The sequence below is a fragment of the Pseudoclavibacter sp. VKM Ac-2867 genome (assembly GCF_015351275.1).
In the GTDB taxonomy this organism is placed as follows: domain Bacteria; phylum Actinomycetota; class Actinomycetes; order Actinomycetales; family Microbacteriaceae; genus Pseudoclavibacter.
Window position 1 is genome coordinate 41,112 of record NZ_JADKSL010000003.1, and the last position, 22,417, is coordinate 63,528.

Below are 22,417 nucleotides of genomic sequence, written 5' to 3' on the forward strand. Positions count from 1 at the left end.
CCGCGTGCACGCCTGGGCCTCTCGCCTGTTCCGGTGAGGGGCCAGCAGATAGCATGCTCTGGTGCCTGAAGCTCTCCACGAACCCCATGCCACCCGCCAGACGGCTGCCAGCCCGCTGGCGCCCGCCGACCTCGAAGTTCCGTCGGATCTCAACGAGCTCGACGCCCACGTCTGGTCGAGGAGCGCTGCTCGTGAAGCGGACGGCGCGATCGAGATCGCGGGCATCGATGTCCGAGCGCTTGCGGATCGGTTCGCGACGCCGCTGTACGTCGTCGACGAGGCCGACGCCCGCTCGCGTGCAGCGGAGACCGTCGCCGCGTTCGCTGACGCCTTCGATCCCCTCGGCGTCACAGCCAAGGTCTACTACGCGGGCAAGGCGTTCCTGAGCGCCGACGTCGTCCGCTGGATGCTCGAGGCGGGCTGCGCCATCGACGTGTGCAGCGAGGGTGAACTCGCCCTCGCGCTCGCCGCGGGCGCGCCACCCGCACGCATCGGCTTCCATGGCAACAACAAGTCGACGCGCGAGATCGGCATCGCTGTCGGCGCCGGTATCGGGGCGATCGTGCTCGACAGCGCCCAGGAGCTCGACCGTGTCGCAGCAGCCGCCCTGGCCGCGGGCGTTCGGCAGCCCGTGAGGCTGCGCGTCAACTCCGGTGTGCACGCCTCGACACACGAGTTCCTCGCCACGAGCCGCGAGGACCAGAAGTTCGGCATCCCCCTCGACGAGGTGGATGCATTCGTCGCCCGCATCCGCGAGCACGACTCCGTGGAGTTCCTCGGCCTGCACTCGCACATCGGCTCGCAGATCTTCGACGCCGACGGGTTCGGCGAGGCCGCCGACCGCCTCGTCGAAGTCCACGCTCGCCTCCTCGACGGGGGACCGGTTCCGGAGCTGAATCTCGGTGGCGGCTACGGCATCGCCTACCTGCCACGCGAGACGCCCACCGACATCCGCACGATGGCCTCCCACATCGCCTCCCACGTGGCAGCGGCCTGCTCGAGGCTCGGCGTCGCAGTGCCGAACATGGCCTTCGAACCGGGTCGGACCATCATCGGCCCCGCAGGGACCGCCCTGTACGAGGTCGGGACGACGAAGACCGTTCGAGTCCCGCTCGACGAGGGCGGCAGCGCCGAGCGCCTCTACGTCTCCGTCGACGGCGGCATGAGCGACAACGTCAGGGCGGCTCTCTACGAGGCCGAGTACAGCGTTCGCCTGGCTTCGCGGGCCTCCACGGCCGACCCAGCGCTCGTTCGTGTCGTTGGAAAACACTGCGAGTCCGGCGACATCGTCGTTCTGGCAGACTATCTTCCGAGCGATGTCGCCCCTGGCGACCTCGTCGCCGTGCCAGCGACCGGCGCATACTGCTGGTCGCTCTCGAGCAACTACAACATGATCGGCCGACCGGCCGTCGTCGCGGTTCGCGACGGCGAGGCGCGCACGCTGATCCGTGCGGAGTCCGTGGCCGATCTGCTTGCCAGAGACGCGGGACTCCCAGCTGCCGTGACCGATGAGCGCCCGTAACCGAGGAGAACCGATGAACCAGAACCGACCCATCCGAGTCGCCCTGCTCGGCGCGGGATCCGTCGGGTCGCAGGTCGCCCGCATCCTGATCGAGAACGCCGACGAGCTCGCCGCTCGCGTTGGCGCTCCGCTGCTGCTGACCGGTATCGCCGTCCGCAACGTCGATGCGAAGCGGGACGTGGACCTGCCGAAGGAGCTCTTCACCGACGACGCGGAGCGACTCATCCTCGGCTCCGACATCGTCATCGAGCTCATGGGCGGCATCGACCCGGCGAAGGGCCTCATCTCCCTGGCGCTGTCGACGGGTGCCGACGTCGTGACGGCGAACAAGGCGCTCGTCGCGGCGCATGGCCCCGAGCTCTTCGACCAGGCAAGGCGCGTCGGCGCTCAGCTCACCTACGAGGCCGCCGTCGCGGGCGCCATACCGATCATCCGCCCCCTGCGCGACAGCCTCGCGGGCGACCGGGTCGAGCGCATCCTCGGCATCGTGAACGGCACGACGAACTTCATCCTCGACCGGATGCACACTCGCGGCGACTCGCTCGAGGAAGCGCTGCGCATCGCCACCGATCTCGGCTACGCAGAAGCCGACCCGACGGCCGACATCGGCGGCTACGACGCCCAGCAGAAGGCGGCGATCCTCGCCTCCATCGCCTTCCACACCGAGGTCCCCGTCGAGCTCGTCCACCGCGAGGGCATCACCGAGATCACGATCGAGCAGATCGAGCGCGCCAAGGCGGCGGGCTTCGTCGTAAAGCTCCTCGCTATCTGCGAGCGCGTCACGACGGCCGATGGAGTCGAGGGCATCTCAGCGCGCGTCTACCCCGCGCTCGTCGACGCGCAGCACCCACTCGCGTCGGTGCACGGCGGCAACAACGCCGTCTTCGTGCAGGCGCAGGCTGCTGGCGACCTCATGTTCTACGGCGCTGGCGCCGGGGGAGTGGAGACCGCATCTGCAGTGCTCGGCGACCTCGTCTCCTCCGCCCGCCGACGGGTCAACGGTGGCCCTGGCCTCGGTGAGTCGACGCACGCCGACCTGCCCGTCCTCGACGTCGGCGAGATCACCACGCGCTACCAGATCATCCTCGAGGTGCACGACCGTCCAGGCGTGCTCGCCGAGATCGCGAAGGTCTTCAGCGACTTCGGCGTGTCCGTCTCGACCCTGGAGCAGCGCAGCGCCGACACCAGCGATGCGACGTCCGGTTCCGGCGCACCCACGACCGTTGAGGCCGAGCGGGGCGCCACCCTCGTCATCGGCACGCACTCAGCCACCGAGCGAGCGCTCTCAGCGCTTGCAGAGGCCCTCGCCGCGCACGAGGCATCACGGCGGGTCACCGGGGTGCTCCGTGTCGAGGGCGCGCTCTAGCGCAGGGCAGCTCGACGCCGCCGTGGGAACCGTGTCGGCCGTCGTGCCCACCGATATCAATCCAATCGCAACAGTCCTCTGCCTAGGAGTCGCAGCATGAAGCAGGTCGAACAGGCGCGTCGCGTCGAAGTCAAGGTCCCCGCGACGAGCGCCAACCTCGGTCCGGGCTTCGACACCCTCGGACTCGCGCTTGCCGTCTACGACACGCTTGTCGTCGAGAGCGCGCCAGCGGGCGTGCTCGAGATCGAGGTCGAGGGAGTGGGCGCGGAGAGCGTGCCCCGCGACGCCTCCCACCTCGTGGTGCAGTCCATCGAGCACACGCTGAACGGACTCGGCTACGAGCTGCCCGGTCTGCGCATCAGCGCCGTCAACACGATCCCGCACGGGCGGGGCATGGGCTCATCCGGCGCCGCCATCGTCTCCGGCGTCATGGCAGCTGCCGCGCTCGTGTCGAACGACGTCGATGTGGACGCCGACACGCTGCTCCGCTTCGCCACTGAGCTCGAGGGGCACCCCGACAACGTCGCGCCCTGCCTCTTCGGCAGCCTCACGATCGCCTGGGTCGGCGAGAACGGCCCCCGCTCCAAGCAGCTGCTCGTGCACCGGGGCGTCTCGCCTATCGTGCTCATCCCGACGGAGACGATGTCGACGAAGCTCGCCAGGAGCCTCCAGCCCGAGAGCGTCCCGCACGCCGACGCGATCTTCAACCTCTCCCGCTCGGCGCTGCTCGTCGCCGCCCTGGTGCAGAGCCCGGAGCTGCTCTTCGAGGCCACGGAAGATCGGCTCCACCAGAGCTACCGCGCATCCGCGATGCCCTTCACGAGCGGCCTCGTCGCCGAGCTGCGCGCTGCCGGACTGCCCGCCGTCGTCTCCGGCGCGGGCCCGAGCGTGCTCGTGCTGTGCTCCAGCCCTGAGCAGCGTCTGCAGGCGGCCGCCGTCGCCGAGGCCAACACGCAGACGAAGTGGAACGCCATCATGCCCGCCGTTGATTTCCTCGGTGCTACAGTTGAGGTGCTGTCGGGCGACGCGGCCACACTCTCGGTGTAGGCACAGCGCGATAGCTTCAACTCTCCGAGCAGCGGAGTACGCACCCCCCTCGATTTCTGTCGATGTGGTTCAGAGTGTGTGAGAAGTCCCGCTCGCTCGATCTGAACACCGCAGAACGCGGTAGAGGTAAGGACTCACAGCAGATGACTGACACAACACCCACTGCGGAGCAGGAAGCTCCGCTCACCTCCATGAAGGTCGCCGACCTCCAGGCGCTTGCCGCCGGACTCCAGATCCGCGGCGCTCGCAGCCTGCGGAAGGGAGCGCTCATCGAGGCTATCGAGGCCGCACGATCGAGCGCCGAGCCCGCGGCTGTCGCAGCAGAGGCTCCGGCCGAAGCGGTCGAGGAGCAGGCAGCACCCGTCGAGCCCTCCGCCCCCGAGGCTGTAGCACCGACGTTCGCCGTCGACGAGACCCCGGCCGTCACCGCGGACGACCACACCGAGGCGCCGGCGTCCGAGGCCACCGAGGCCACCGAAGCCACCGAAGCCACCGAAGCCGAGCATTCCTCGTCCCCGAGCGTCCCCGAGCTCTCCCTCGACGACCTCGTCCTCCCGCCCGCACGCGGCGAAGCCTCCGAGCAGGACGACGCACGCGACGAGGAACAGGGCCGCGCCGGTCAGCGCAAGCGCGGACGCGGACGCGGACGCCGTGGTCGCGGAGCCGACAACGAGCAGAGCACGGACAACGCCGAGCCCGCCGCCAAGCAGGAAGAGGCGCCCGCGGAGCAGAGCGGCGACGCGCAGGACGACGAGCAGCAGGGCGGACGCCGCCAGCGCGGACGCTCTCGCGGACGCGGCGGCGAGCAGGCACAGGGCCGCCCAGAGACCCCGCAGGCCCAGGACGCTCCGTCCGACGACGAGACCGACGAGCAGCGTCGCAGCCGCGGCGGACGCTACCGCGACCGCAAGCGCGGACGCGGAGGCGCTGAGGACACCGAGCCGGAGATCGCGGCCGACGACGTCCTCCTGCCCATCGCCGGCATCCTCGACGTCCTCGACAACTACGCCTTCGTCCGCACCAGCGGCTACCTCCCGGGACCCAACGACGTCTACGTGTCGCTCGCGCAGGTCAAGAAGTACCAGCTCCGCAAGGGCGACGCCGTCGTCGGCGCCATCCGCCAGCCGCGCGAGGGCGAGAACCAGCACGGCCGCCAGAAGTTCAACGCGATCGTCCGCTTCGACGCCATCAACGGCCAGTCGCCGGAGGAGCCGCGCCAGCGTCCCGACTTCGACTCGCTGACCGCGCTCTACCCGCAGGAGCGCCTCCGTCTCGAGACGAGCGAAGATCGCGTCGCGACTCGACTCATGGACCTCTTCGCGCCCATCGGCAAGGGCACACGCGGCCTCATCGTCGCCCCGCCCAAGTCAGGCAAGTCGATCGTCCTCGAGCAGGTCGCGGCTGCCGTCGCGAAGAACAGCCCAGACGTGCACCTCATGGTCGTCCTCATCGACGAACGTCCCGAAGAGGTGACGCACATGCAGCGCACCATCCAGGGCGAGGTCGTCGCGGCCACCTTCGACCTCCCGGCCGACGACCAGACGACGGTCGCGGAGCTCGCGATCGAGCGAGCCAAGCGCCTCGTCGAGCTCGGCCACGACGTCGTCGTGCTGCTCGACGGCGTCACCCAGCTGTGCCGCGCCTACAACCTCGCGGCACCCGCATCCGGACGTATCCTGCCCGGCGGCGTCGACGCATCCGCACTCACCCCCGTTCGACGCTTCTTCGGCTCGGCCAAGAACGTCGAGAACGGTGGCTCGCTCACGATCCTCGCCACGGCGATGATCGGCACCGGTTCCAAGACCGAGGACACCATCCTCGAGTCGTTCGCGGGAACCGGGAACATGGAGCTGCGCCTCTCGCGCGACATCGCCGACAAGCGAGTCTTCCCCGCCATCGACATCTCGCACTCGCAGACGCTCCGCGAGGAGCAGCTGCTCACGCCGCAGGAAGTCGAAGCGACCTGGAGCATCCGCCGCGGCCTCACGGGAGGCAACGCGCTCCTGTCGCTCGAAGCCGTCCTGGCGCGAGTCGCCAGCACGACCACCAACGCAGAGTTCCTCGCTTCCGTCGCGAAGCAGCCCATTCGCGCAGCCAAGGCGTAGCCGTGGCCAGACACGAGATGGCCGACTCCGTTCGGCAGCTTCGCGCCGAGCACGAAGACCTGCAGGAGCAGCTCGCCGACCCCGAGCTGCACGCCAACCCGGCGCGCGCCAAGAAGGTCAACAGGCGCTACGCGCAGCTTGCGCAGATCCTCGCGGCCGACGCCTCAAGGGCAGAGCTCGAGGACGACCTCGAGGCGGCGCGAGAGCTCGCGAAGGAAGACGAGTCGTTCGCGGAAGAGGTTCCCGTACTGGAGGAGAACCTGCGCGTCGCGCAGGAGAAGCTCCGCCGCCTCCTCATCCCGCGTGACCCCGACGATGGACGCGACGTCATCATGGAGATCAAGGGCGGTGAGGGCGGTGAGGAATCGGCGCTCTTCGCCGCAGACCTCCTCCGCATGTACTCGCACTACGCGGAGCAGCGCGGCTGGAAGACCGAGATCATCTCTTCGACGGAGAGCGACCTCGGCGGCTTCAAGGACGTTCAGGTCGCCATCAAGGGCAACGCGAACGACCCGGCACTCGGTGTCTGGGCCAGCCTCAAGTACGAGGGTGGCGTGCACCGCGTCCAGCGGGTGCCCGCGACCGAGTCTCAGGGCCGCATCCACACCTCGACGACGGGCGTGCTCGTCTTCCCCGAGGTCGATGAGCCCGAGGAGATCGAGGTCAGCCCGAACGACCTCAAGATCGACGTCTTCCGTTCCTCTGGCCCTGGTGGCCAGTCGGTGAACACGACGGACTCGGCGGTGCGCATCACGCACATCCCGACCGGAATCGTCGTGTCCATGCAGAACGAGAAGAGCCAGATCCAGAACCGTGCTGCCGGCATGCGAGTGCTGCTCGCGAGGCTGCTCGCGCACCAGCAGGAGCAGATCGCCGCGGCTGAGTCGGAAGCACGCTCGGGTCAGATCCGCACCATGGATCGCTCTGAGCGCATCCGCACGTACAACTTCCCGGAGAACCGCATCGCGGATCACCGGACGGGGTACAAGTCGTACAACCTCGACCACGTGATGAACGGGGCCCTCGGTCCTGTCATCCAGTCGGCCATTGCTGCCGACGAGGAAGCCAGGCTCGCGGCGCTCTCGGGCAACGACGACTAGGCGCAGCACCACCGCAGCGCGAGATGGCGACCAGCAGTTCTGCTGGTCGCCGTCTTTCGGTCTGCATCGCGGAGACCTCGTCTGTGCTCAGACCTCCGCGGTCCGCTGCACTCCGCGGGGGAAGGAGCGAACAGGGGGCGAAGCTTTGAGATCTTTTAGATCTCGTAGTACCCGACCAGATCCTGTTCGGCGGAGGTCCGCTGGCGGATGCGCGCCGGAACGCCCGTCAGCACGGAGTTGGGCGGTGCGTCTCGCGTGACGACCGCATTCGCACCGACTCGAGAGTCGTCGCCCACCGTGATGTTGCCGAGGAGCTTCGCCCCGGCCCCGATCAGGACGCGGCTGCCGACCGTGGGGTGGCGCTTGACTCGGTGACCCGAGGTGCCGCCGAGCGTGACGCCGTGATAGATGAGGACATCGTCCCCGACGATCGCCGTCTCGCCGATGACGATGCCCATGCCATGGTCGATCACGACTCTGCGGCCGATCCGGGCGCCGGGATGGATCTCGACCCCGGTCGCGAAGCGATTGAACTGTGACAGCGTGCGCGCGAGCAGTTTCGTGCCTGGGCGCATCCAGAGCGTGTGGGCCACGCGGTGCAGCCACAGAGCGTGGAGTCCCGAGTAGTTGACGACGATCTCGAGCTTCGAGCGGGCCGCCGGGTCGTTCCGCCGCGTCGCCGCGATGTCCTCCCTGACCCGACGCCAAACGCCGACACCAAGCGGTGCCGGCGTTCGACGAGGTGTTGCCGTTGCCACTCGCTAGTCGCGCAGGTCGTCGAAGAGCACCGTCGAGAGGTAGCGCTCGCCGGTGTCGCAGATGATGACGACGATGTTCTTCCCGGCGTTCTCCGGACGCCTCCCGATCTCGAGAGCGGCCCAGAGGTTCGCTCCGCTCGAGATGCCGCTGAAGATGCCCTCCGTCGAGGTCAGCGCACGGGAGACGCGGATGCTGTCCTCGAGTGTCGCGTCGAGCACCTCGTCGATGACGTCACGGTCGAGCACGTCGGGAACGAAGTTCGCGCCGAGTCCCTGGATCTTGTGCGGCCCGGCCTTGCCCTCCGTCAGGAGGGGCGAGTCCTTGGGCTCGACGGCCACGATCTTGACGTCGGGCTTGCGCTCCTTGAGCACCTGTCCGACACCGGAGATGGTTCCGCCCGTGCCGACGCCGGCGACGAAGATGTCGACCTCGCCGTCGGTGTCCGCCCAGATCTCCTCCGCAGTCGTCTCGCGGTGGATCTGCACGTTGGCTTCGTTCTCGAACTGGCGGGCGAGAATGGCGCCAGGCGTCTCGTCGACGATCTCCTTGGCGCGGGCCACGGCCCCACGCATGCCTTCTGGGCCCGGCGTGAGCACGAGCTCCGCGCCGAAGGCCTTCAGGAGCTGGCGGCGCTCGATGGACATGGTCTCGGGCATCGCCAGGATGACGCGGTAGCCACGGGAGGCACCGAGCATCGCAAGCGCGATACCCGTGTTCCCCGAGGTGCCCTCGACGATCGTCCCGCCGGGCTGCAGCTCGCCACTCTGCTCAGCTGCACGGATGATGCCAAGGCCCAGGCGGTCCTTGACGGAGGAGCCAGGACCGAAGAACTCGAGCTTGGCGAGGATGTTCGCGCCGGTGTCGTTGATGCGGCCGAGCTTGACGAGCGGGGTACGGCCGACGACCTCGGTGATGTCGTTGTAGATCTTTCCAGTCACTTCGTGCCCTTCTGGGATGCTGTGTGAACTTCGTGGGTGTCGCTGGCTGCGTTCGCCCGCGGCAATCGTCCCAATCATCTCCCTCGCAAATGCTGTGGATGACGCCGCGAGTCGATGTGCGGAAGACTCTACCCATGATCTTGTACATGGACGAGCTGCGAAAGCGGGTTCGCGAACAGCTGAAGACGGCCGGTATCGCAGACGAGCGCACGGAGACGGACGTCCTCCTCGCGGCAGTGCTGCGCGTCTCTCGCGGCGAGGTGCAGATGCGTTCGCTTCTCGGTCGAGAGGTGTCCGAGGCGGACGCTCTGGCCGTGGGGAAGGCGGCGTCGCGTCGTGCACGGCGCGAACCGCTCCAGCATGTCACCGGACGGGCTCCGTTCATCGACATGGAGCTGGCGGTGGGACCCGGGGCGTTTGTCCCGCGCCCTGAGACGGAGTCGCTGGTCATGGCCGCGGTCGAACTCCTCGGCGGCGCCGAGTCGACGCCGGCGAAGCTCACTGGCGTTGATGTCGGATCCGGGACCGGGGCCGTCGCGCTGGGCGTGGCTCGCCTCCACGGAGGCATCACCATGACGGCGATCGAGCGCTCCAGTGCCGCCTGGCCCTGGCTGCGGTCCAATGTCGAGAGCTACGGCGAGGGAGCGGTGGCCACGTTCTTCGGGGACGCCGCTCGCGCGTTCGCGGCGCTCCCGTCGGCCTCGCTCGACCTCGTGGTCTCCAACCCTCCCTACGTGCCAGCGGCGAACCGCCCTGAGAGCAGGGAGGTCTGGCATCACGACCCCGAGGCGGCCCTCTACTCAGGCGCGGACGGACTCGACTTCATCCGGAGGCTCGCGACCTGGTCTGCTCGTGCCCTGCGACCAGAGGGTGTCCTCGTCATCGAGCACGAGGACTCCCAGGGTGCGGAGATCCGGGAGATCTTCGCAAATGCGGGCTTCAGCGGCGCAGCCACCGCCAGAGACCTCACCGGCCGTGACCGGATCACATCTGCCGTCCGCTCCGCGTCGAACGAGGATGACCCCGGCCGCCCGGCTATCATGTGACGAAGAATGGGACAGATCTACGCCACCACAGACTCACTCGACCTCCTGGCAGCGGTCCGTGCGGCACGCACGGCCATCGCGAGCGGCGAGGTCATCGTCATGCCGACCGACACGGTCTACGGCATAGCCGCCGACGCCTTCTCGGCGCAGGCGGTCCAGCGTCTTCTCGACGCCAAGGGGCGCACCAGGGCGACACCGCCGCCAGTGCTGGTCGCGAACCACGAGACGCTCGACGCGCTCGCTGAGAACGTGCATCCACTCGCCCGTCAGCTCTTCGAGCGCTTCGCGCCGGGCCCGCTGACCGTCATCCTGCAGGCCAGAGGGTCGCTGCAGTGGGACCTCGGCGACACGAACGGGACCGTCGCCCTCCGCATCCCCGACAGCAGGCTCGCTCGAGAGCTCCTGAAGGAGACGGGGCCGCTCGCAGTCTCCAGTGCGAACAAGCACGGCGAGCCGGCGGCCACAACAGCAGAAGAGGCGCTTGCAGCGCTCGGGGATGACGTGGGAGTCTTCCTCGACGGCGGCCCCGCCGGGGGAGAAGCATCGACGATCGTGGATGCGACCCCGCTCACGCGGGGCGAGCCAGCGCGCATCGTGCGGCAGGGGGCTCTCTCCCGGGCACTCATCGAGGAGGTGCTCGGCGACAAGCTGGCCCCGGTCGACCCCGTCGAGCCCGCTGGCGACCCGAGCCAGGAGACCGTCGCGCTGAGCTCGCCGGCAGCCGAGCCGGCCGAGGAGACCCCGTCGCGATCAGAGCCGGCAGCGGGGCACGAGTCCTAGCGTGCGGATCTATCTCGCCCTCGTCGTCGGCACAGCGCTCGTCACGCTTGTGCTCGTCTACGTGGTCTGGCGACTCGCCATGCGGTTCGAGTGGTATCCGCCGGTGCGCGAGCGCGACGTCCACACGACCCCGAAGCCGCGCCTCGGCGGTGTCGCGATGTTCATCGGCATGCTGCTCGCCTTGGCGGCGGCATCCCAGATTCCCTTCTTCTCCCTCGTCTTCGAGCAGCCGGGACGCATCTGGGCGCTCGTCGGCGCCGCATCCCTCATCGTGCTCATCGGGGTCATCGACGACTTCATCGACCTCGACTGGATGACGAAGCTCGCGGGGCAGATCCTCGCAGCCATCCTCCTTGCCTGGCAGGGAGTCGCCATCACGTCGCTGCCGATCGGCGGCATCACCGTCGGGTCGCAGTGGATGTCGATCGCGATCACGGTGCTCGCCGTCGTCCTCGTCATGAATGCCGTCAACTTCATCGACGGCCTCGATGGCCTCGTGGCAGGCGTGGCCATCATCGCCAACGGCGTCTTCCTCGTGTACAGCTACGTGCTCAGCGAGTTCGCGGGCCAGACCGGCCGCTTCACGATGGGCGCGCTGCTGTCCGCCATCGTCATCGGCATCTGCCTCGGCTTCCTCGTGCTGAACTGGTACCCCTCCAAGATGTTCATGGGGGACGGGGGCGCGCTCCTCGTCGGACTCCTCATGGCCGCCAGCGCGGTCGCCGTGACCGGCGAGGTCGACCCGCAGACCATCAGCCGGACGGAGCTCTGGCCGGCCTTCCTGCCGATGATCATCCCGTTCGCTGTCCTGATCGTGCCGCTGCTCGACTTCTCTCTCGCCGTGTTCCGGCGGATGAGGGCGGGCAAGTCGCCGTTCACCGCCGACCGGAAGCACCTCCACCACCGGCTGCTCGACATGGGCCACTCCCAGCGCTGGGCGGTCGTCGTGTTCTACTCCTGGACCGCGGTCGTGTCCGTGGGTGCGCTCATGGCCTTCGCCGCCGATCTCATCTCGATCCCCATCGGCCTCGTCATCGGCTTCGTCGTCGTCGGCTTCGTCGCCTGCACCCTGGTCACCATGGCACCGCTCAGTCGACGGAAATCCCTCGAACGTCGGGCGCAGAAGGCGCCGGGGGAGAACGCCCACGATGAGCTTGCCGACGCAAACGCCTCGCTGCTCAAAGCAGCACCCGAATCCGGAATGGACGCATGAACTCCTCCACGACCCCCACCTCCGTGCCGATCTTCAAGAGCATCCTGAAGTGGTCCGTCGTCGTCGCGATCGCCGTCGCCGTGCTCGGCGGCGCCATCGGCTTCCTCGCGGTCGGCATCAACGGACTCTGGAGCGCGCTCTTCGCCGCTGCCATAACGCTCCTCTTCACCGGCATCACCGTCGTCTCCGTGATCCTCGCGTCTCACCTTGATCAGATCTTCTTCATGGCGACGATCCTCGGTGCCTGGATCCTCAAGTTCATCGTCTTCCTCGGCGCGCTCTTCCTGATCAGGGACCTGCCGATCGTGCACCTCTTCACTCTCTGGCTGTGCCTGGTCGTCGCCGTGATCGCGACCGTGGTCGTCGATGTGGTGTGCGTCGTGCGCGGCCGCATGGGGAACGTCAGCGACGTTCGACTGCCCGGCGACGACAAATAGTAGAAAAGTTCTGCCGGGAGGCCCGAAGTGCACTCCTGCCTGGGGATTTCTTGATAGGCTGATCCAGGTGCGCCGAGAAGGGGTCCTTCCCGTGTGTGCACCCGCCCGAACTCATCGAAGCGCAGCAACGACAGCTGCGCCCCGAGACAGGAGAGTGCTCTGTTCGCCTCAGCCCTGAATCTGCCAGTTTTCATCGCTGCCGCGGAGGACAACAGCATCTTCCACCCGCCGTCGCTTGACCACGAGTTCTTCCTCGAGGCAGTGGCGTTCGCCGGCACGCCGTTCGAACTGAACCGCATCATCCTGGTCCGGCTCCTCGCGATCGCCGTCCTGCTGCTGCTCTTCTGGCTTGCTCTGCGCAGCCCGAAGGTCATCCCGGGCAAGGGCCAGTCCCTTGCCGAGATCGCCATCGGCTTCGTGAAGTCGCAGATCGCCGACGGCATCCTGGGTGAGAAGCTCGGCCACAAGTACCTGCCGCTACTGTCCGCAATGTTCTTCGGAATCTTCGCGATGAACATCACGGGCATCATCCCCGGACTGAACATCGCCGGAACCGCGCTCATCGGCATGCCGCTCGTGCTGGCCGTGGTCTCGTACATCGCCTTCATCTACGCAGGCTTCCGTGAAGCCGGCCCCGGCACGTTCTTCAAGAACGCCCTCTTCCCGAGCGGTGTGCCGTGGCCCATGTACATCCTGCTGACGCCGATCGAGTTCATCAACATCTTCATCGTGCGCCCGGTCTCGCTCGCTCTGCGACTTTTCCTCAACATGATGGTCGGCCACCTGCTGCTTGTCCTCACGTTCAGCGCGACGAACTTCTTCGTCATCACCTACTCGATGCAGGGCCCAGGCGGCCCGCTCGACATGCTGTTCGGCATCCCCACGCTCCTCGGCGGCTTCGTGATGACGCTCGTCGAGATCCTCGCGTCGGTCCTCCAGGCCTTCGTGTTCACGCTCCTCACCGCGGTCTTCATCCAGCAGGCCGCTGCCAAGAGCCACTAAGACCCACCTGACTCACGCGAAGCATCCTGCTTCACCACCCATACGGAAGGAAACCCCTGTGGAAACCACCACGCTCGCCGAGATCTCCGGCAACATCGCTACCGTCGGCTACGGCCTCTCTGCAATCGGCCCCGGCATCGGCATCGGTATCGTCGCCGGCAAGACCGTCGAGGCCATGGCACGTCAGCCCGAGATGGCTGGCCGCCTCCAGGTCACCATGTTCCTCGGTATCGCCTTCACCGAGCTGCTCGCCTTCATCGGCGTCGCAACGTTCTTCATCTTCCAGTAAGCGGGTCCGCACATGAGCACTTTCGCACTGTCGGCGGTTACGTCGACTCTCGCAGCGGAAGAGGGCAACGTCCTTCTTCCCGCTACGTATGACATCGTCTGGTCGGCGGTCGTCTTCGTTGTGCTCGGATTCTTCTTCTGGAAGTTCGCCATCCCGGCGCTCCGCAAGGTACTCGATGAGCGCGAAGCGCAGATCGAGGGCGGCATCCGCAAGGCGGAGATCGCTCAGGCCGAGGCTGCTGCCAAGCGCGACGAGAACGAGAAGCTTCTCGCTGCGGCACGAACCGAAGCTGCGGAGATCCGCGAGCAGGCTCGAGTCGATGCAGATCAGATCAAGGTCCAGAAGAAGGCCGAGACGCAGGCTGAGCTCGACCGCATGACCGCCTCCGCCAAGGCTCAGATCGAGGCGGAGCGCCAGACGGCGATCGTCTCGCTCCGCGCCGAAGTCGGCACGCTTGCACTCGACCTCGCCTCCGGCGTCGTCGGGGAGAGCCTGCGCGAGGACAACCGCTCGACGGCTTACGTCGACCGGTTCCTGAGCGAGCTCGACAACGACCAGAAGGCAGGAACGCACAGCTGATGGGAAGCGCGACCAGACACGCACTGGCAGCCCTCAAGAACAGCGTCGACGGCTGGGGCCAGGCAGAGCTGCAGGATGCTGAGCAGGTGTTCGCCGCGGTCAACGCTGCGGTTGCCAACCAGCACCTCCTCGTTGCACTGTCGAACCCTGCCGCCGACGTCAGCGCCAGGCGCGAGCTCGCGGGGAGAGTCTTCGGCTCTCACCTGAGCCCGCGCGCGCTGCAGCTCCTTCAGGATGCTGTCAGCCAGACCTGGTCGAGCAACCATGAGTTCGCGCTCGGCCTGCAGGAACTCGCAGTCCGTGCGACGGCACAGACCGCAGGGGAGCAGTCGGCTATCGCCGCCGAGCTCACCACGGTTGCCGACACGATCAGCGCCAACCCGGAGCTCGAGCTCACGCTCGGGTCTCGTCTCGGCGACTCGGCCGTGAAGTCGAAGCTCATCGAGCGTCTCTTCGCGGGCAAGATCAGCGCGCCTAGCCTGCTGATCCTCCGAGAGCTCGTGGGAAACCCGCTCGGTCGACGCACCCGCCGCCTCCTCACCTGGGCAGGCGAAGTGGTTGCCGATCAGGCAGGTCGTTCCGTCGCAACGGTGACCGTCGCAAGTCCGCTCGCCCCCGAGCAGCTCGCGAAGCTCGAGGCCGGTCTGACACGTCGATTCAACCGACGAGTCTCCGTCACGACGATCATCGACCCGAAGATCATCGGCGGTCTGCGCGTGCAGCTTGGCGATGACGTTATCGACGACAGCGTCGCCGCTCGACTCAACAACCTCCGCCTGCAGCTCGCCTGAGCCTCACGCACTGAAACTCTCGGGGCGAGGCCCCGGACGACAAGGGAAGAACATGTCAGAACTCACAATCAATCCGGATGAGATCCGCGACGCTCTCCAGCAGTTCGCTTCCTCATACCGTCCGGAAGGCGCCACGGCGACCGAGGTCGGCACCGTGGTTGACGCCTCGGACGGCATCGCGCACGTCGAGGGTCTTCCTGGCGTCATGGCCAACGAGCTCATCACCTTCGCCGATGGAACGCTCGGTCTTGCACAGAACCTCGACGAGAGCAGCATCGGCGTCATCGTCCTCGGCGAGTTCCAGGGCATCGTCGAAGGCATGGAAGTCCGCCGCACCGGTGAAGTCCTTTCCGTGCCCGTCGGCGAGGGCTACCTCGGCCGTGTCGTCGACCCACTCGGCAACGCCATCGACGGACTCGGCGAGATCGCCACGTCCGGTCGTCGCGCACTGGAGCTCCAGGCACCTGGCGTCATGGACCGCAAGTCGGTTCACGAGCCGCTCGAGACCGGCATCAAGGCCATCGACGCGATGATCCCCGTTGGCCGCGGCCAGCGCCAGCTCATCATCGGCGACCGCCAGACCGGCAAGACGGCGATCGCGATCGACGCGATCATCAACCAGAAGGCCAACTGGGAGTCCGGAGACGTCAACAAGCAGGTTCGCTGCATCTACGTCGCCGTCGGCCAGAAGGGCTCGACCATCGCCTCCGTCAAGGGTGCGCTGGAAGACGCCGGTGCGATGGAGTACACGACGATCGTCGCGTCCCCCGCCTCCGACCCTGCCGGCTTCAAGTACCTCGCTCCGTACACGGGCTCGGCCATCGGCCAGCACTGGATGTACGAGGGCAAGCACGTCCTGATCGTCTTCGACGACCTGTCCAAGCAGGCTGAGGCCTACCGTGCCGTGTCGCTCCTCCTGCGCCGCCCGCCGGGACGCGAGGCCTACCCAGGTGACGTGTTCTACCTGCACTCCCGCCTCCTCGAGCGTTGCGCCAAGCTCTCCGATGCGATGGGTGCCGGCTCCATGACCGGACTTCCGATCATCGAGACCAAGGCGAACGACGTCTCGGCGTACATCCCGACCAACGTGATCTCGATCACGGACGGCCAGATCTTCCTGCAGTCCGACCTCTTCAACGCCAACCAGCGTCCAGCGGTTGACGTCGGAATCTCGGTTTCGCGAGTCGGTGGCGACGCCCAGCAGAAGCACATCAAGAAGGTCTCGGGAACGCTCAAGCTCGAGCTCGCGCAGTACCGCTCGCAGCAGGCCTTCGCGATGTTCGCGTCGGACCTCGACGCGACGACGCGCCGTCAGCTCGAACGTGGAGCGCGCCTCACGGAGCTCCTCAAGCAGCCGCAGTACTCGCCGTACCCCGTCGAGCAGCAGGTCGTCGCGATCTGGGCTGGAACGAACGGCAAGCTCGATCTCGTGCCGGTCGACGAGATCCTGCGCTTCGAGAACGAGCTCCTCGAGTACCTCGAGCGCAACACCGACGTCCTCAGCCGCCTCCGCGACAGCGGAAAGCTCGAAGACGACACGCTGAAGGCCATGGCCGAAGGCGTCGACGGCTTCTCGAAGACGTACCTCAAGAACGACGGAACTCCGCTCGTCGCTAGCGCCGAACAGGTCGCCGCTGGCGAGATCGAGCAGGAGAAGATCGTCAAGAAGCGCCGCTAGGCGCCCTCGACGACTTCGACGACGAGCACAGGAGAAGCATGGGAGCACAACTTCGGGTCTACCGGCAGAAGATCAAGTCTGCCCAGACGATGAAGAAGGTCACCCGCGCCATGGAGCTGATCGCCACTTCGCGCATCACCAAGGCGCGGAAACGCATGGCCGAGTCGAACCCGTACGCGCAGGCGATCACCGAGGCAGTCTCGGCAGTCGCCAGCTACACGGACATCGATCACATCCTCGTCACCGAGCGCGAAGAGGTCCGCCGCGTCGCGGTTGTCGTCTTCACGAGCGACCGAGGCCTCAACGGAGCCTTCTCCTCGAGCGTTCTGCGTGAGGCCGAGGGCCTCACGAACACGCTCGAGGCCGAGGGCAAGGAAGTTGTCCACTACCTCGTCGGGCGCAAGGCGGTCGGCTACTTCGCGTTCCGCAAGCGTGCCAGCGAGAAGCAGTGGACGGGTGCCACCGACCTTCCGGTCTTCCAGACCGCGAAGGAACTGGGCGAAGCCCTCGTCGATCGGTTCACGATTCCGTTCGAAGAGGGTGGCGTGGAGGAGATCCACTACGTCTACAACCGGTTCCAGTCGATGGTCACGCAGACGCCGACCGTCGTCCGGCTCCTGCCGCTCGAGGTCGTCGACAGCGAAGACGTCGCCGAAGCCGACGAGGCCCCGCTGCTCCCGCTGTACGAGTTCGAGCCGGATGCGGAGACCGTGCTTCACGCACTGCTTCCGGACTACATCCAGGCGCGCCTCTTCAACGCCATGCTGCACTCCGCCGCATCCGAGCACGCTGCCCGCCAGCGCGCCATGAGCGCGGCTTCCGACAACGCAGACACCCTGGTGCGCGACTACACCAGGCTCGCGAACAACGCGCGCCAGGCAGAGATAACGCAGCAGATTTCCGAGATCGTGGGCGGCGCGGACGCGCTCGCAACCGCATAACCGCGCGAACACGCAAGAAAAGGACAAGACATGACGACGCACATCGTCTCCGACAGGGAAGACACGACGGCTCCGGCCGGTGTCGGCCGGATCGCCCGTGTCACGGGTCCCGTTGTCGACATCGAGTTCCCGCATGACGCCATCCCCGGCATCTACCACGCCCTCGAGACCGAGGTGAGCCTTGGCGACCAGTCGCTCAAGCTCACGCTCGAGGTTGCACAGCACCTGGGCGACGACCTCGTCCGCGCCATCGCGCTCAAGCCCACCGACGGACTCGTCCGCGGCCAGGAAGTTCGCGACACCGGAGCTCCGATCTCGGTGCCCGTCGGCGACGTCACCAAGGGCAAGGTCTTCAGCGTCACCGGTGAAGTGCTCAACGAGACGATGCTCTCCGAGCCCTACGAGATCACCGAGCGCTGGCCCATCCACCGCGAGCCCCCGGCCTTCGACCAGCTCGAGTCCAAGACCGAGCTCTTCGAGACCGGCATCAAGAGCATCGACCTCCTCACCCCGTACGTCCAGGGTGGAAAGATCGGTCTCTTCGGTGGAGCCGGCGTCGGCAAGACCGTCCTCATCCAGGAGATGATCCAGCGAGTCGCGCAGGACCACGGCGGCGTCTCGGTCTTCGCCGGTGTCGGCGAGCGCACCCGTGAGGGCAATGACCTCATCTACGAGATGGAAGAAGCAGGCGTCTTCGACAAGACCGCGCTTGTGTTCGGCCAGATGGACGAGCCGCCGGGAACGCGACTCCGCGTCGCCCTCTCGGCCCTCACGATGGCTGAGTACTTCCGTGACGTGCAGAAGCAGGACGTGCTCCTCTTCATCGACAACATCTTCCGCTTCACGCAGGCGGGTTCCGAGGTCTCGACGCTGCTCGGCCGTATGCCGTCCGCCGTCGGCTACCAGCCGAACCTCGCCGACGAGATGGGTGTGCTCCAGGAGCGCATCACGTCGACGCGTGGCCACTCGATCACGTCGCTGCAGGCTATCTACGTACCTGCCGACGACTACACCGACCCGGCCCCCGCGACGACGTTCGCCCACCTCGACGCGACGACGGAGCTCTCGCGAGAGATCGCGTCGAAGGGCCTCTACCCGGCCATCGACCCGCTCACCTCGACGAGCCGCATCCTCGACCCGCGCTACCTGGGCGCCGACCACTACCGGGTCGCGACCGAGGTCAAGCAGATCCTCCAGAAGAACAAGGAACTGCAGGAGATCATCGCGATCCTCGGTGTCGACGAGCTCTCCGAGGAAGACAAGATCACCGTCTCCCGCGCACGCCGCATCCAGCAGTTCCTCTCGCAGAACACCTACATGGCGAAGAAGTTCACCGGTGTCGAGGGCTCCACGGTTCCCCTCAAGGAGACCATCGAGTCGTTCGACGCCATCGCCAAGGGTGACTTCGACCACGTCGCCGAGCAGGCCTTCTTCAACGTCGGTGGAATCAACGACGTCGAAGAGAAGTGGGCGCAGATGCAGAAGGACAACGCATAGTCATGGCAGGCAAAGGCGAACTGACCGTCAAGGTCGTCGAAGCAACCAAGCTCGTCTGGGAAGGCGGCGCGACCATGGTCGTCGCTCGCACCTCCGAAGGCGAGATCGGAATCCTCTCCGGCCACGAGCCCATGCTCGCGTCCCTGGGGTCCGGCCAGGTTCGCATCACGACCACCGACGGATCAAAGATCGTCGCCAACGCTGAGGGCGGGTTCCTCTCGGTGAACAGCGACGTCGTCACGGTCGTCGCCGGCGAGGCTGAACTCGTCTCCGGGGAGTGACCGAACGTCTCCTGCTGCTGTTGCCGCCGTCCGAAACCAAACGGGACGGCGGCAACGCTGCGTTCAGCGACGATCTGGTGCAGACACCGGAAGCAGGCGGACTCAGCTGGGCGGAGAACTTCTCGGATGTGCGCGAAGCCGCCGCCAGCGAGCTGCAGCGGCTCTCCCACGACGCCGACGCCGCCCGCAAGGTATTGAAGATCTCGGAGAAGCAGGCCGAGCAGGAACTGGAACGCAACAGGAACCTGCGCTCCAGCCCTCGGATGGCGGCGCTTCTGCGCTACACGGGTGTTCTCTATGACGCCCTCGACGCGTCCTCGCTGAGCGACCATCAGCTCGGCTGGGCCGCGCACCACGTCGCCGTTCACTCGGCCCTCTTCGGGCTCGTCGGCGGGGGAGAAGGCATCCCCGCCTATCGTCTCTCCGCTGGGTCGCGCCTCGGAGGTGTCGCCCCAGCGAATCGCTGGGCCCAGGCGACAGCTCGGGCGCTCGCCGAGCACGAGGGGCTCGTGATCGATCTGCGTTCGAAGGCCTACTCCGCGCTCGGTCCGGTGGAGTCTGCCGAGCGACACGTCACCATCGACGTCGTCTCCCGGACGCCGGACGGCGAGGTGCGATCGCTGAACCACTTCAACAAACGCGGCAAGGGCCTCTTCACTCGCGGTCTCATCGTGCTCGCCGCAGAGCAGGCGAAACGCGCCGACGCGATTCGCGATGCCCACGAGCTCGCTGACTTCTGTCGTGATGCCGGCTGGGATCTTGAGCCTACGGAGCCCGGATGCGCCCGCCTGATCGTGCCCGAGGGCCTCTGACGGCGACACGCCTCGCCCGCCCAGGTGAGCAGATACGAGCCCCGGGGAGGTCTCCCCATCGACAAGGGGCTCGAAACGCCGCTACTTTGTACCAAGTCTGCCTACGCTGACTCGCGTGCACATCGAGCACGCGACGCAGACGTCGACTGAATATCAGAAAGTGACTCCTCAATGGAAATCTTCTCCTACGGCGATCAGACCGCAGCAGGAATCGGCGCGCTAGGAATCCTGCTCTACTTCGTCATTCTCCTCGGCGCCTACGCCCTCTCCTCGTGGCTGATGTCGAAGGTGTTCACCAAGATGGGCATCGACGCTTGGAAGGCCTGGGTCCCCGTCTACAACCAGTGGACCTTCGTCGAAGCAGCGGGCTTCCCCGGATGGTGGGTGCTCGTCGGTTTCATTCCCGGTGTGAACATCGCCCTGGTCGTGCTGCTCGCTATCGCGGCGTACCGAATCGGACAAGGCTTCGGCAAGGGCGGCGCGTGGGTCGTCCTCTACATCTTCCTGCCCATCGTCTGGTTCGCCATCGTCGGGTTCGACAGCTCCCGCTGGAACCCAGCGCTCATGAACCTCGGCTCGCAGGCCTACGGCCAGCCTCAGGGTGCCGTCGGATACCCGCAGCAGGGCGCTCCCGTCCAGCAGCCCTACGGCCAGGCTCCTGCTCAGCAGGGATACGGCCAGGCTCCGTCGCAGCAGCCGTATGGTCAGGCTCCGAACCAGCAGGGGTACGGGCAGCCGCCTGCGCAGCAGCCGTATGGTCAGGCTCCGAACCAGCAGGGGTACGGTCAGCCGCCTGCGCAGCAGCCATATGGTCAGGCCCCGACGCAGCAGCCGCCCCTCGGGCAGAACCCGGGAAACCAGCAGCCGTACGGACAGCAGAACCCGCCCCAGCACTGATAAGCGGGCAGTCGTCTGAGAGAGCACGCCACGTGGATTCGTTTCCACGTGGCGTGCTCTTCTCACTCCGGTGTACCTGTGCCTCGACTCGTGTCGTTCTCCACAGCCTGATGTCTCGGAGATCTCGGCAGGCCGGCGTCCATCTAGCTTCTGCCTATGGAACGGATTCGACTCAGCACGCCCAAGCAGATCCTCGACGCGGTCCCCAAGCTCCTGGGGTACTCGCCTGTCGGCTCGCTCGTAGCCATCCCGCTCAGCGGCCGACGAGGGGGTGTGGTTCTGCGATTCGACCTGCCCAGTCCGTCGGAGGCGCACGCAGTCGACACAGGAGCATACGCAGGCGCCGTGATCGGTCACCTGGCATATCTCAGCAACATCGAGCGCGTGGTCTTCGTGCTCAGCCCGAACCTCCCGTTCGGCAGCGGCCCGACGCCGCCGCACTCGGAGCTGGCGGAGGCGCTTGTCGAGTTCGGTGACCGAGCGGGCATCGAGGTTGTGCTCTGCCTCTGCAGAGCGTCGGACGCTTGGGGCGTGTACGGCTGTGATGATCCCGATTGCTGCGATGTCGGGCCGAGGGCGCTCGGCGCTCAGGATGCGTGGCGTGAGGCGGCAGAACCGGCGATCCACGCCGAGATCGAAGCAGCCCCCGCCGGACGGAGGAGGGCGTTCGCGGAGGCCGACGAACAGCACGCCCAGGTGCACGAGGGCGAGGAGGATTTCTCCGGGATGCGCCAGGGGTGGCTCGCAGCCCTCGCGCCTGAGGGCGGCGGCTCCGGACTGAGCGACGCTGAGCTCGCAGGGCTGCTCTGCATGCTGCGCGGGCGTCGAACGTCAGAGCTCCTCCTGATAACGGTCGCCTTCGGTGATCGAGACGACCTCCTGTCGCTGGCGCCGATCTGGGCGAGTCTGCTGCCGGGGGAGAGCGCCGGGCCACAGCTGCCGACGTTCTCGCGAGAGCGAGTTCGCACGACTGTCGCCTGCCTCCACGAGCTTGGCGCACTCGTGGACCTCGACGAGGAACCCGGTCTGCTCGCCGGGATCGCCTGGCTCGAATGGGCTTCGGGCCGTGCCAGCGCCGGGGCGGCGTTCGCTCAGCGTGCTCTTGCTCGACGCCCGGATGACCGGGTGGCCGCGAGTGTCGCCTGGCTTGTCGAGCGCTGCGTGCTGCCGCCGTGGCTCTCGGATGTCCATGAGTGGCTCACCGAGACCGAGACCGAGACCGAGACAGAGACAGAGACCGAGAGCGAGAGCGGGTCTGCGGTCTGGCGTGAGTGCTAGCGAACCGGTCGGGTCGGCGTCCCCCGACGGATTCGCAGCAGCTGACGGATCAGCACCGG

General features: G+C 66.9%; 22 protein-coding genes. 20 read left to right on the forward strand and 2 right to left on the reverse strand.

Translation table 11 applies throughout. The features are described 5' to 3' along the window. Positions 1-61 precede the first annotated feature (61 nt). The 5 genes from lysA to prfA all read left to right on the forward strand — a co-directional run bounded on the left by lysA (position 62) and on the right by prfA (position 7,140). Positions 62-1,522 (forward strand): diaminopimelate decarboxylase, encoded by a 1,461-nt coding sequence (lysA, locus tag ITJ67_RS04555; RefSeq protein ID WP_194676912.1) that lies wholly within the window; start codon positions 62-64, stop codon positions 1,520-1,522. Positions 1,523-1,535: 13 nt separating this feature from the next. After that, the gene (locus ITJ67_RS04560) at positions 1,536-2,888 is read left to right on the forward strand and encodes a homoserine dehydrogenase (RefSeq protein WP_160072199.1); all 1,353 of its coding nucleotides are present in this window, start codon (positions 1,536-1,538) and stop codon (positions 2,886-2,888) included. Between the two features lie 96 nt (positions 2,889-2,984). Then, a complete protein-coding gene (thrB, locus tag ITJ67_RS04565) occupies positions 2,985-3,935 on the forward strand; it encodes a homoserine kinase (RefSeq protein WP_104330807.1) in 951 nt (316 codons plus the stop codon). 143 nt (positions 3,936-4,078) lie between these two features. Next, a complete protein-coding gene (gene rho / locus ITJ67_RS04570) occupies positions 4,079-6,040 on the forward strand; it encodes a transcription termination factor Rho (RefSeq protein WP_194676913.1) in 1,962 nt (653 codons plus the stop codon). Between the two features lie 17 nt (positions 6,041-6,057). Further along, complete coding sequence (prfA, locus tag ITJ67_RS04575; RefSeq protein ID WP_104241501.1) at positions 6,058-7,140, forward strand: peptide chain release factor 1; 1,083 nt, start codon at positions 6,058-6,060, stop codon at positions 7,138-7,140. Between the two features lie 155 nt (positions 7,141-7,295). On the opposite strand, the gene cysE is transcribed toward prfA, so the two are convergent. Both cysE and cysK read right to left on the reverse strand, forming a co-directional pair. Then, the gene (gene cysE / locus ITJ67_RS04580; protein ID WP_160072195.1) at positions 7,296-7,898 is read right to left on the reverse strand and encodes a serine O-acetyltransferase; all 603 of its coding nucleotides are present in this window, start codon (positions 7,896-7,898) and stop codon (positions 7,296-7,298) included. 3 nt (positions 7,899-7,901) lie between these two features. Further along, positions 7,902-8,837 carry a cysteine synthase A gene (cysK, locus tag ITJ67_RS04585; protein ID WP_236558446.1) on the reverse strand — a complete coding sequence of 312 codons (936 nt, stop codon included), beginning with the start codon at positions 8,835-8,837 and terminating at the stop codon, positions 7,902-7,904. A gap of 134 nt (positions 8,838-8,971) precedes the next feature. Here cysK and prmC point away from each other — a divergent pair, with 134 nt between their 5' ends. From prmC to ITJ67_RS04660, 15 genes are all read left to right on the forward strand, one after another. Further along, a complete protein-coding gene (gene prmC, locus ITJ67_RS04590) occupies positions 8,972-9,883 on the forward strand; it encodes a peptide chain release factor N(5)-glutamine methyltransferase (RefSeq protein WP_194676914.1) in 912 nt (303 codons plus the stop codon). A 6-nt stretch (positions 9,884-9,889) separates the two neighbouring features. Next, positions 9,890-10,663: an L-threonylcarbamoyladenylate synthase gene (locus ITJ67_RS04595; protein ID WP_194676915.1), complete on the forward strand. Its 774-nt coding sequence runs from the start codon at positions 9,890-9,892 to the stop codon at positions 10,661-10,663. Between the two features lies 1 nt (position 10,664). Continuing rightward, the gene (locus tag ITJ67_RS04600; RefSeq protein ID WP_104330814.1) at positions 10,665-11,876 is read left to right on the forward strand and encodes an MraY family glycosyltransferase; all 1,212 of its coding nucleotides are present in this window, start codon (positions 10,665-10,667) and stop codon (positions 11,874-11,876) included. Next, positions 11,873-12,313, forward strand: coding sequence for a hypothetical protein (locus ITJ67_RS04605; protein ID WP_104241495.1), 441 nt, complete (start codon positions 11,873-11,875; stop codon positions 12,311-12,313). The genes ITJ67_RS04600 and ITJ67_RS04605 overlap by 4 nt, the downstream gene beginning before the upstream one ends. 174 nt (positions 12,314-12,487) lie before the next feature. Then, entirely contained in the window at positions 12,488-13,315 is an 828-nt protein-coding gene (gene atpB, locus ITJ67_RS04610; protein ID WP_104330912.1) for a F0F1 ATP synthase subunit A, read from the forward strand. Positions 13,316-13,373: 58 nt separating this feature from the next. Further along, complete coding sequence (gene atpE / locus ITJ67_RS04615; protein ID WP_104241494.1) at positions 13,374-13,604, forward strand: ATP synthase F0 subunit C; 231 nt, start codon at positions 13,374-13,376, stop codon at positions 13,602-13,604. A gap of 12 nt (positions 13,605-13,616) precedes the next feature. Beyond that, complete coding sequence (locus ITJ67_RS04620) at positions 13,617-14,183, forward strand: F0F1 ATP synthase subunit B (protein WP_104241493.1); 567 nt, start codon at positions 13,617-13,619, stop codon at positions 14,181-14,183. Then, on the forward strand, positions 14,183-14,974 hold the full coding sequence (locus ITJ67_RS04625) for a F0F1 ATP synthase subunit delta (protein ID WP_194676916.1): 792 nt from the start codon (positions 14,183-14,185) through the stop codon (positions 14,972-14,974). The genes ITJ67_RS04620 and ITJ67_RS04625 overlap by 1 nt, the downstream gene beginning before the upstream one ends. Before the next feature lie 52 nt (positions 14,975-15,026). Further along, positions 15,027-16,652, forward strand: coding sequence for a F0F1 ATP synthase subunit alpha (gene atpA, locus ITJ67_RS04630; RefSeq protein WP_194676917.1), 1,626 nt, complete (start codon positions 15,027-15,029; stop codon positions 16,650-16,652). 38 nt (positions 16,653-16,690) lie between these two features. Next, the gene (locus tag ITJ67_RS04635) at positions 16,691-17,593 is read left to right on the forward strand and encodes a F0F1 ATP synthase subunit gamma (protein ID WP_160072181.1); all 903 of its coding nucleotides are present in this window, start codon (positions 16,691-16,693) and stop codon (positions 17,591-17,593) included. Between the two features lie 30 nt (positions 17,594-17,623). Continuing rightward, positions 17,624-19,090, forward strand: a complete 1,467-nt coding sequence (atpD, locus tag ITJ67_RS04640) for a F0F1 ATP synthase subunit beta (RefSeq protein ID WP_104241489.1) — start codon at positions 17,624-17,626, stop codon at positions 19,088-19,090. A 2-nt stretch (positions 19,091-19,092) separates the two neighbouring features. Further along, a complete protein-coding gene (locus tag ITJ67_RS04645; protein WP_104241488.1) occupies positions 19,093-19,371 on the forward strand; it encodes a F0F1 ATP synthase subunit epsilon in 279 nt (92 codons plus the stop codon). Beyond that, a complete protein-coding gene (locus ITJ67_RS04650; RefSeq protein ID WP_160072179.1) occupies positions 19,368-20,183 on the forward strand; it encodes a YaaA family protein in 816 nt (271 codons plus the stop codon). The genes ITJ67_RS04645 and ITJ67_RS04650 overlap by 4 nt, the downstream gene beginning before the upstream one ends. A gap of 171 nt (positions 20,184-20,354) precedes the next feature. Beyond that, a complete protein-coding gene (locus ITJ67_RS19630) occupies positions 20,355-21,080 on the forward strand; it encodes a DUF5684 domain-containing protein (protein ID WP_201297651.1) in 726 nt (241 codons plus the stop codon). 156 nt (positions 21,081-21,236) lie between these two features. Then, positions 21,237-22,358, forward strand: a complete 1,122-nt coding sequence (locus tag ITJ67_RS04660; protein ID WP_194676918.1) for a DUF4192 family protein — start codon at positions 21,237-21,239, stop codon at positions 22,356-22,358. Positions 22,359-22,417: the final 59 nt, after the last annotated feature.

What these genes read in the sequence shown, in the direction of transcription:
- ITJ67_RS04560 (WP_160072199.1), top strand. Translation starts at nt 1,536, where the DNA reads ATGAACCAGAACCGACCCATCCGAGTCGCCCTGCTCGGCGCGGGATCC.
- thrB (WP_104330807.1), top strand. Translation starts at nt 2,985, where the DNA reads ATGAAGCAGGTCGAACAGGCGCGTCGCGTCGAAGTCAAGGTCCCCGCG.
- rho (WP_194676913.1), top strand. Translation starts at nt 4,079, where the DNA reads ATGACTGACACAACACCCACTGCGGAGCAGGAAGCTCCGCTCACCTCC.
- prfA (WP_104241501.1), top strand. Translation starts at nt 6,058, where the DNA reads ATGGCCGACTCCGTTCGGCAGCTTCGCGCCGAGCACGAAGACCTGCAG.
- prmC (WP_194676914.1), top strand. Translation starts at nt 8,972, where the DNA reads ATGATCTTGTACATGGACGAGCTGCGAAAGCGGGTTCGCGAACAGCTG.
- ITJ67_RS04595 (WP_194676915.1), top strand. Translation starts at nt 9,890, where the DNA reads ATGGGACAGATCTACGCCACCACAGACTCACTCGACCTCCTGGCAGCG.
- ITJ67_RS04605 (WP_104241495.1), top strand. Translation starts at nt 11,873, where the DNA reads ATGAACTCCTCCACGACCCCCACCTCCGTGCCGATCTTCAAGAGCATC.
- ITJ67_RS04620 (WP_104241493.1), top strand. Translation starts at nt 13,617, where the DNA reads ATGAGCACTTTCGCACTGTCGGCGGTTACGTCGACTCTCGCAGCGGAA.
- ITJ67_RS04625 (WP_194676916.1), top strand. Translation starts at nt 14,183, where the DNA reads ATGGGAAGCGCGACCAGACACGCACTGGCAGCCCTCAAGAACAGCGTC.
- atpA (WP_194676917.1), top strand. Translation starts at nt 15,027, where the DNA reads ATGTCAGAACTCACAATCAATCCGGATGAGATCCGCGACGCTCTCCAG.
- ITJ67_RS04635 (WP_160072181.1), top strand. Translation starts at nt 16,691, where the DNA reads ATGGGAGCACAACTTCGGGTCTACCGGCAGAAGATCAAGTCTGCCCAG.
- atpD (WP_104241489.1), top strand. Translation starts at nt 17,624, where the DNA reads ATGACGACGCACATCGTCTCCGACAGGGAAGACACGACGGCTCCGGCC.
- ITJ67_RS04645 (WP_104241488.1), top strand. Translation starts at nt 19,093, where the DNA reads ATGGCAGGCAAAGGCGAACTGACCGTCAAGGTCGTCGAAGCAACCAAG.
- ITJ67_RS19630 (WP_201297651.1), top strand. Translation starts at nt 20,355, where the DNA reads ATGGAAATCTTCTCCTACGGCGATCAGACCGCAGCAGGAATCGGCGCG.
- ITJ67_RS04660 (WP_194676918.1), top strand. Translation starts at nt 21,237, where the DNA reads ATGGAACGGATTCGACTCAGCACGCCCAAGCAGATCCTCGACGCGGTC.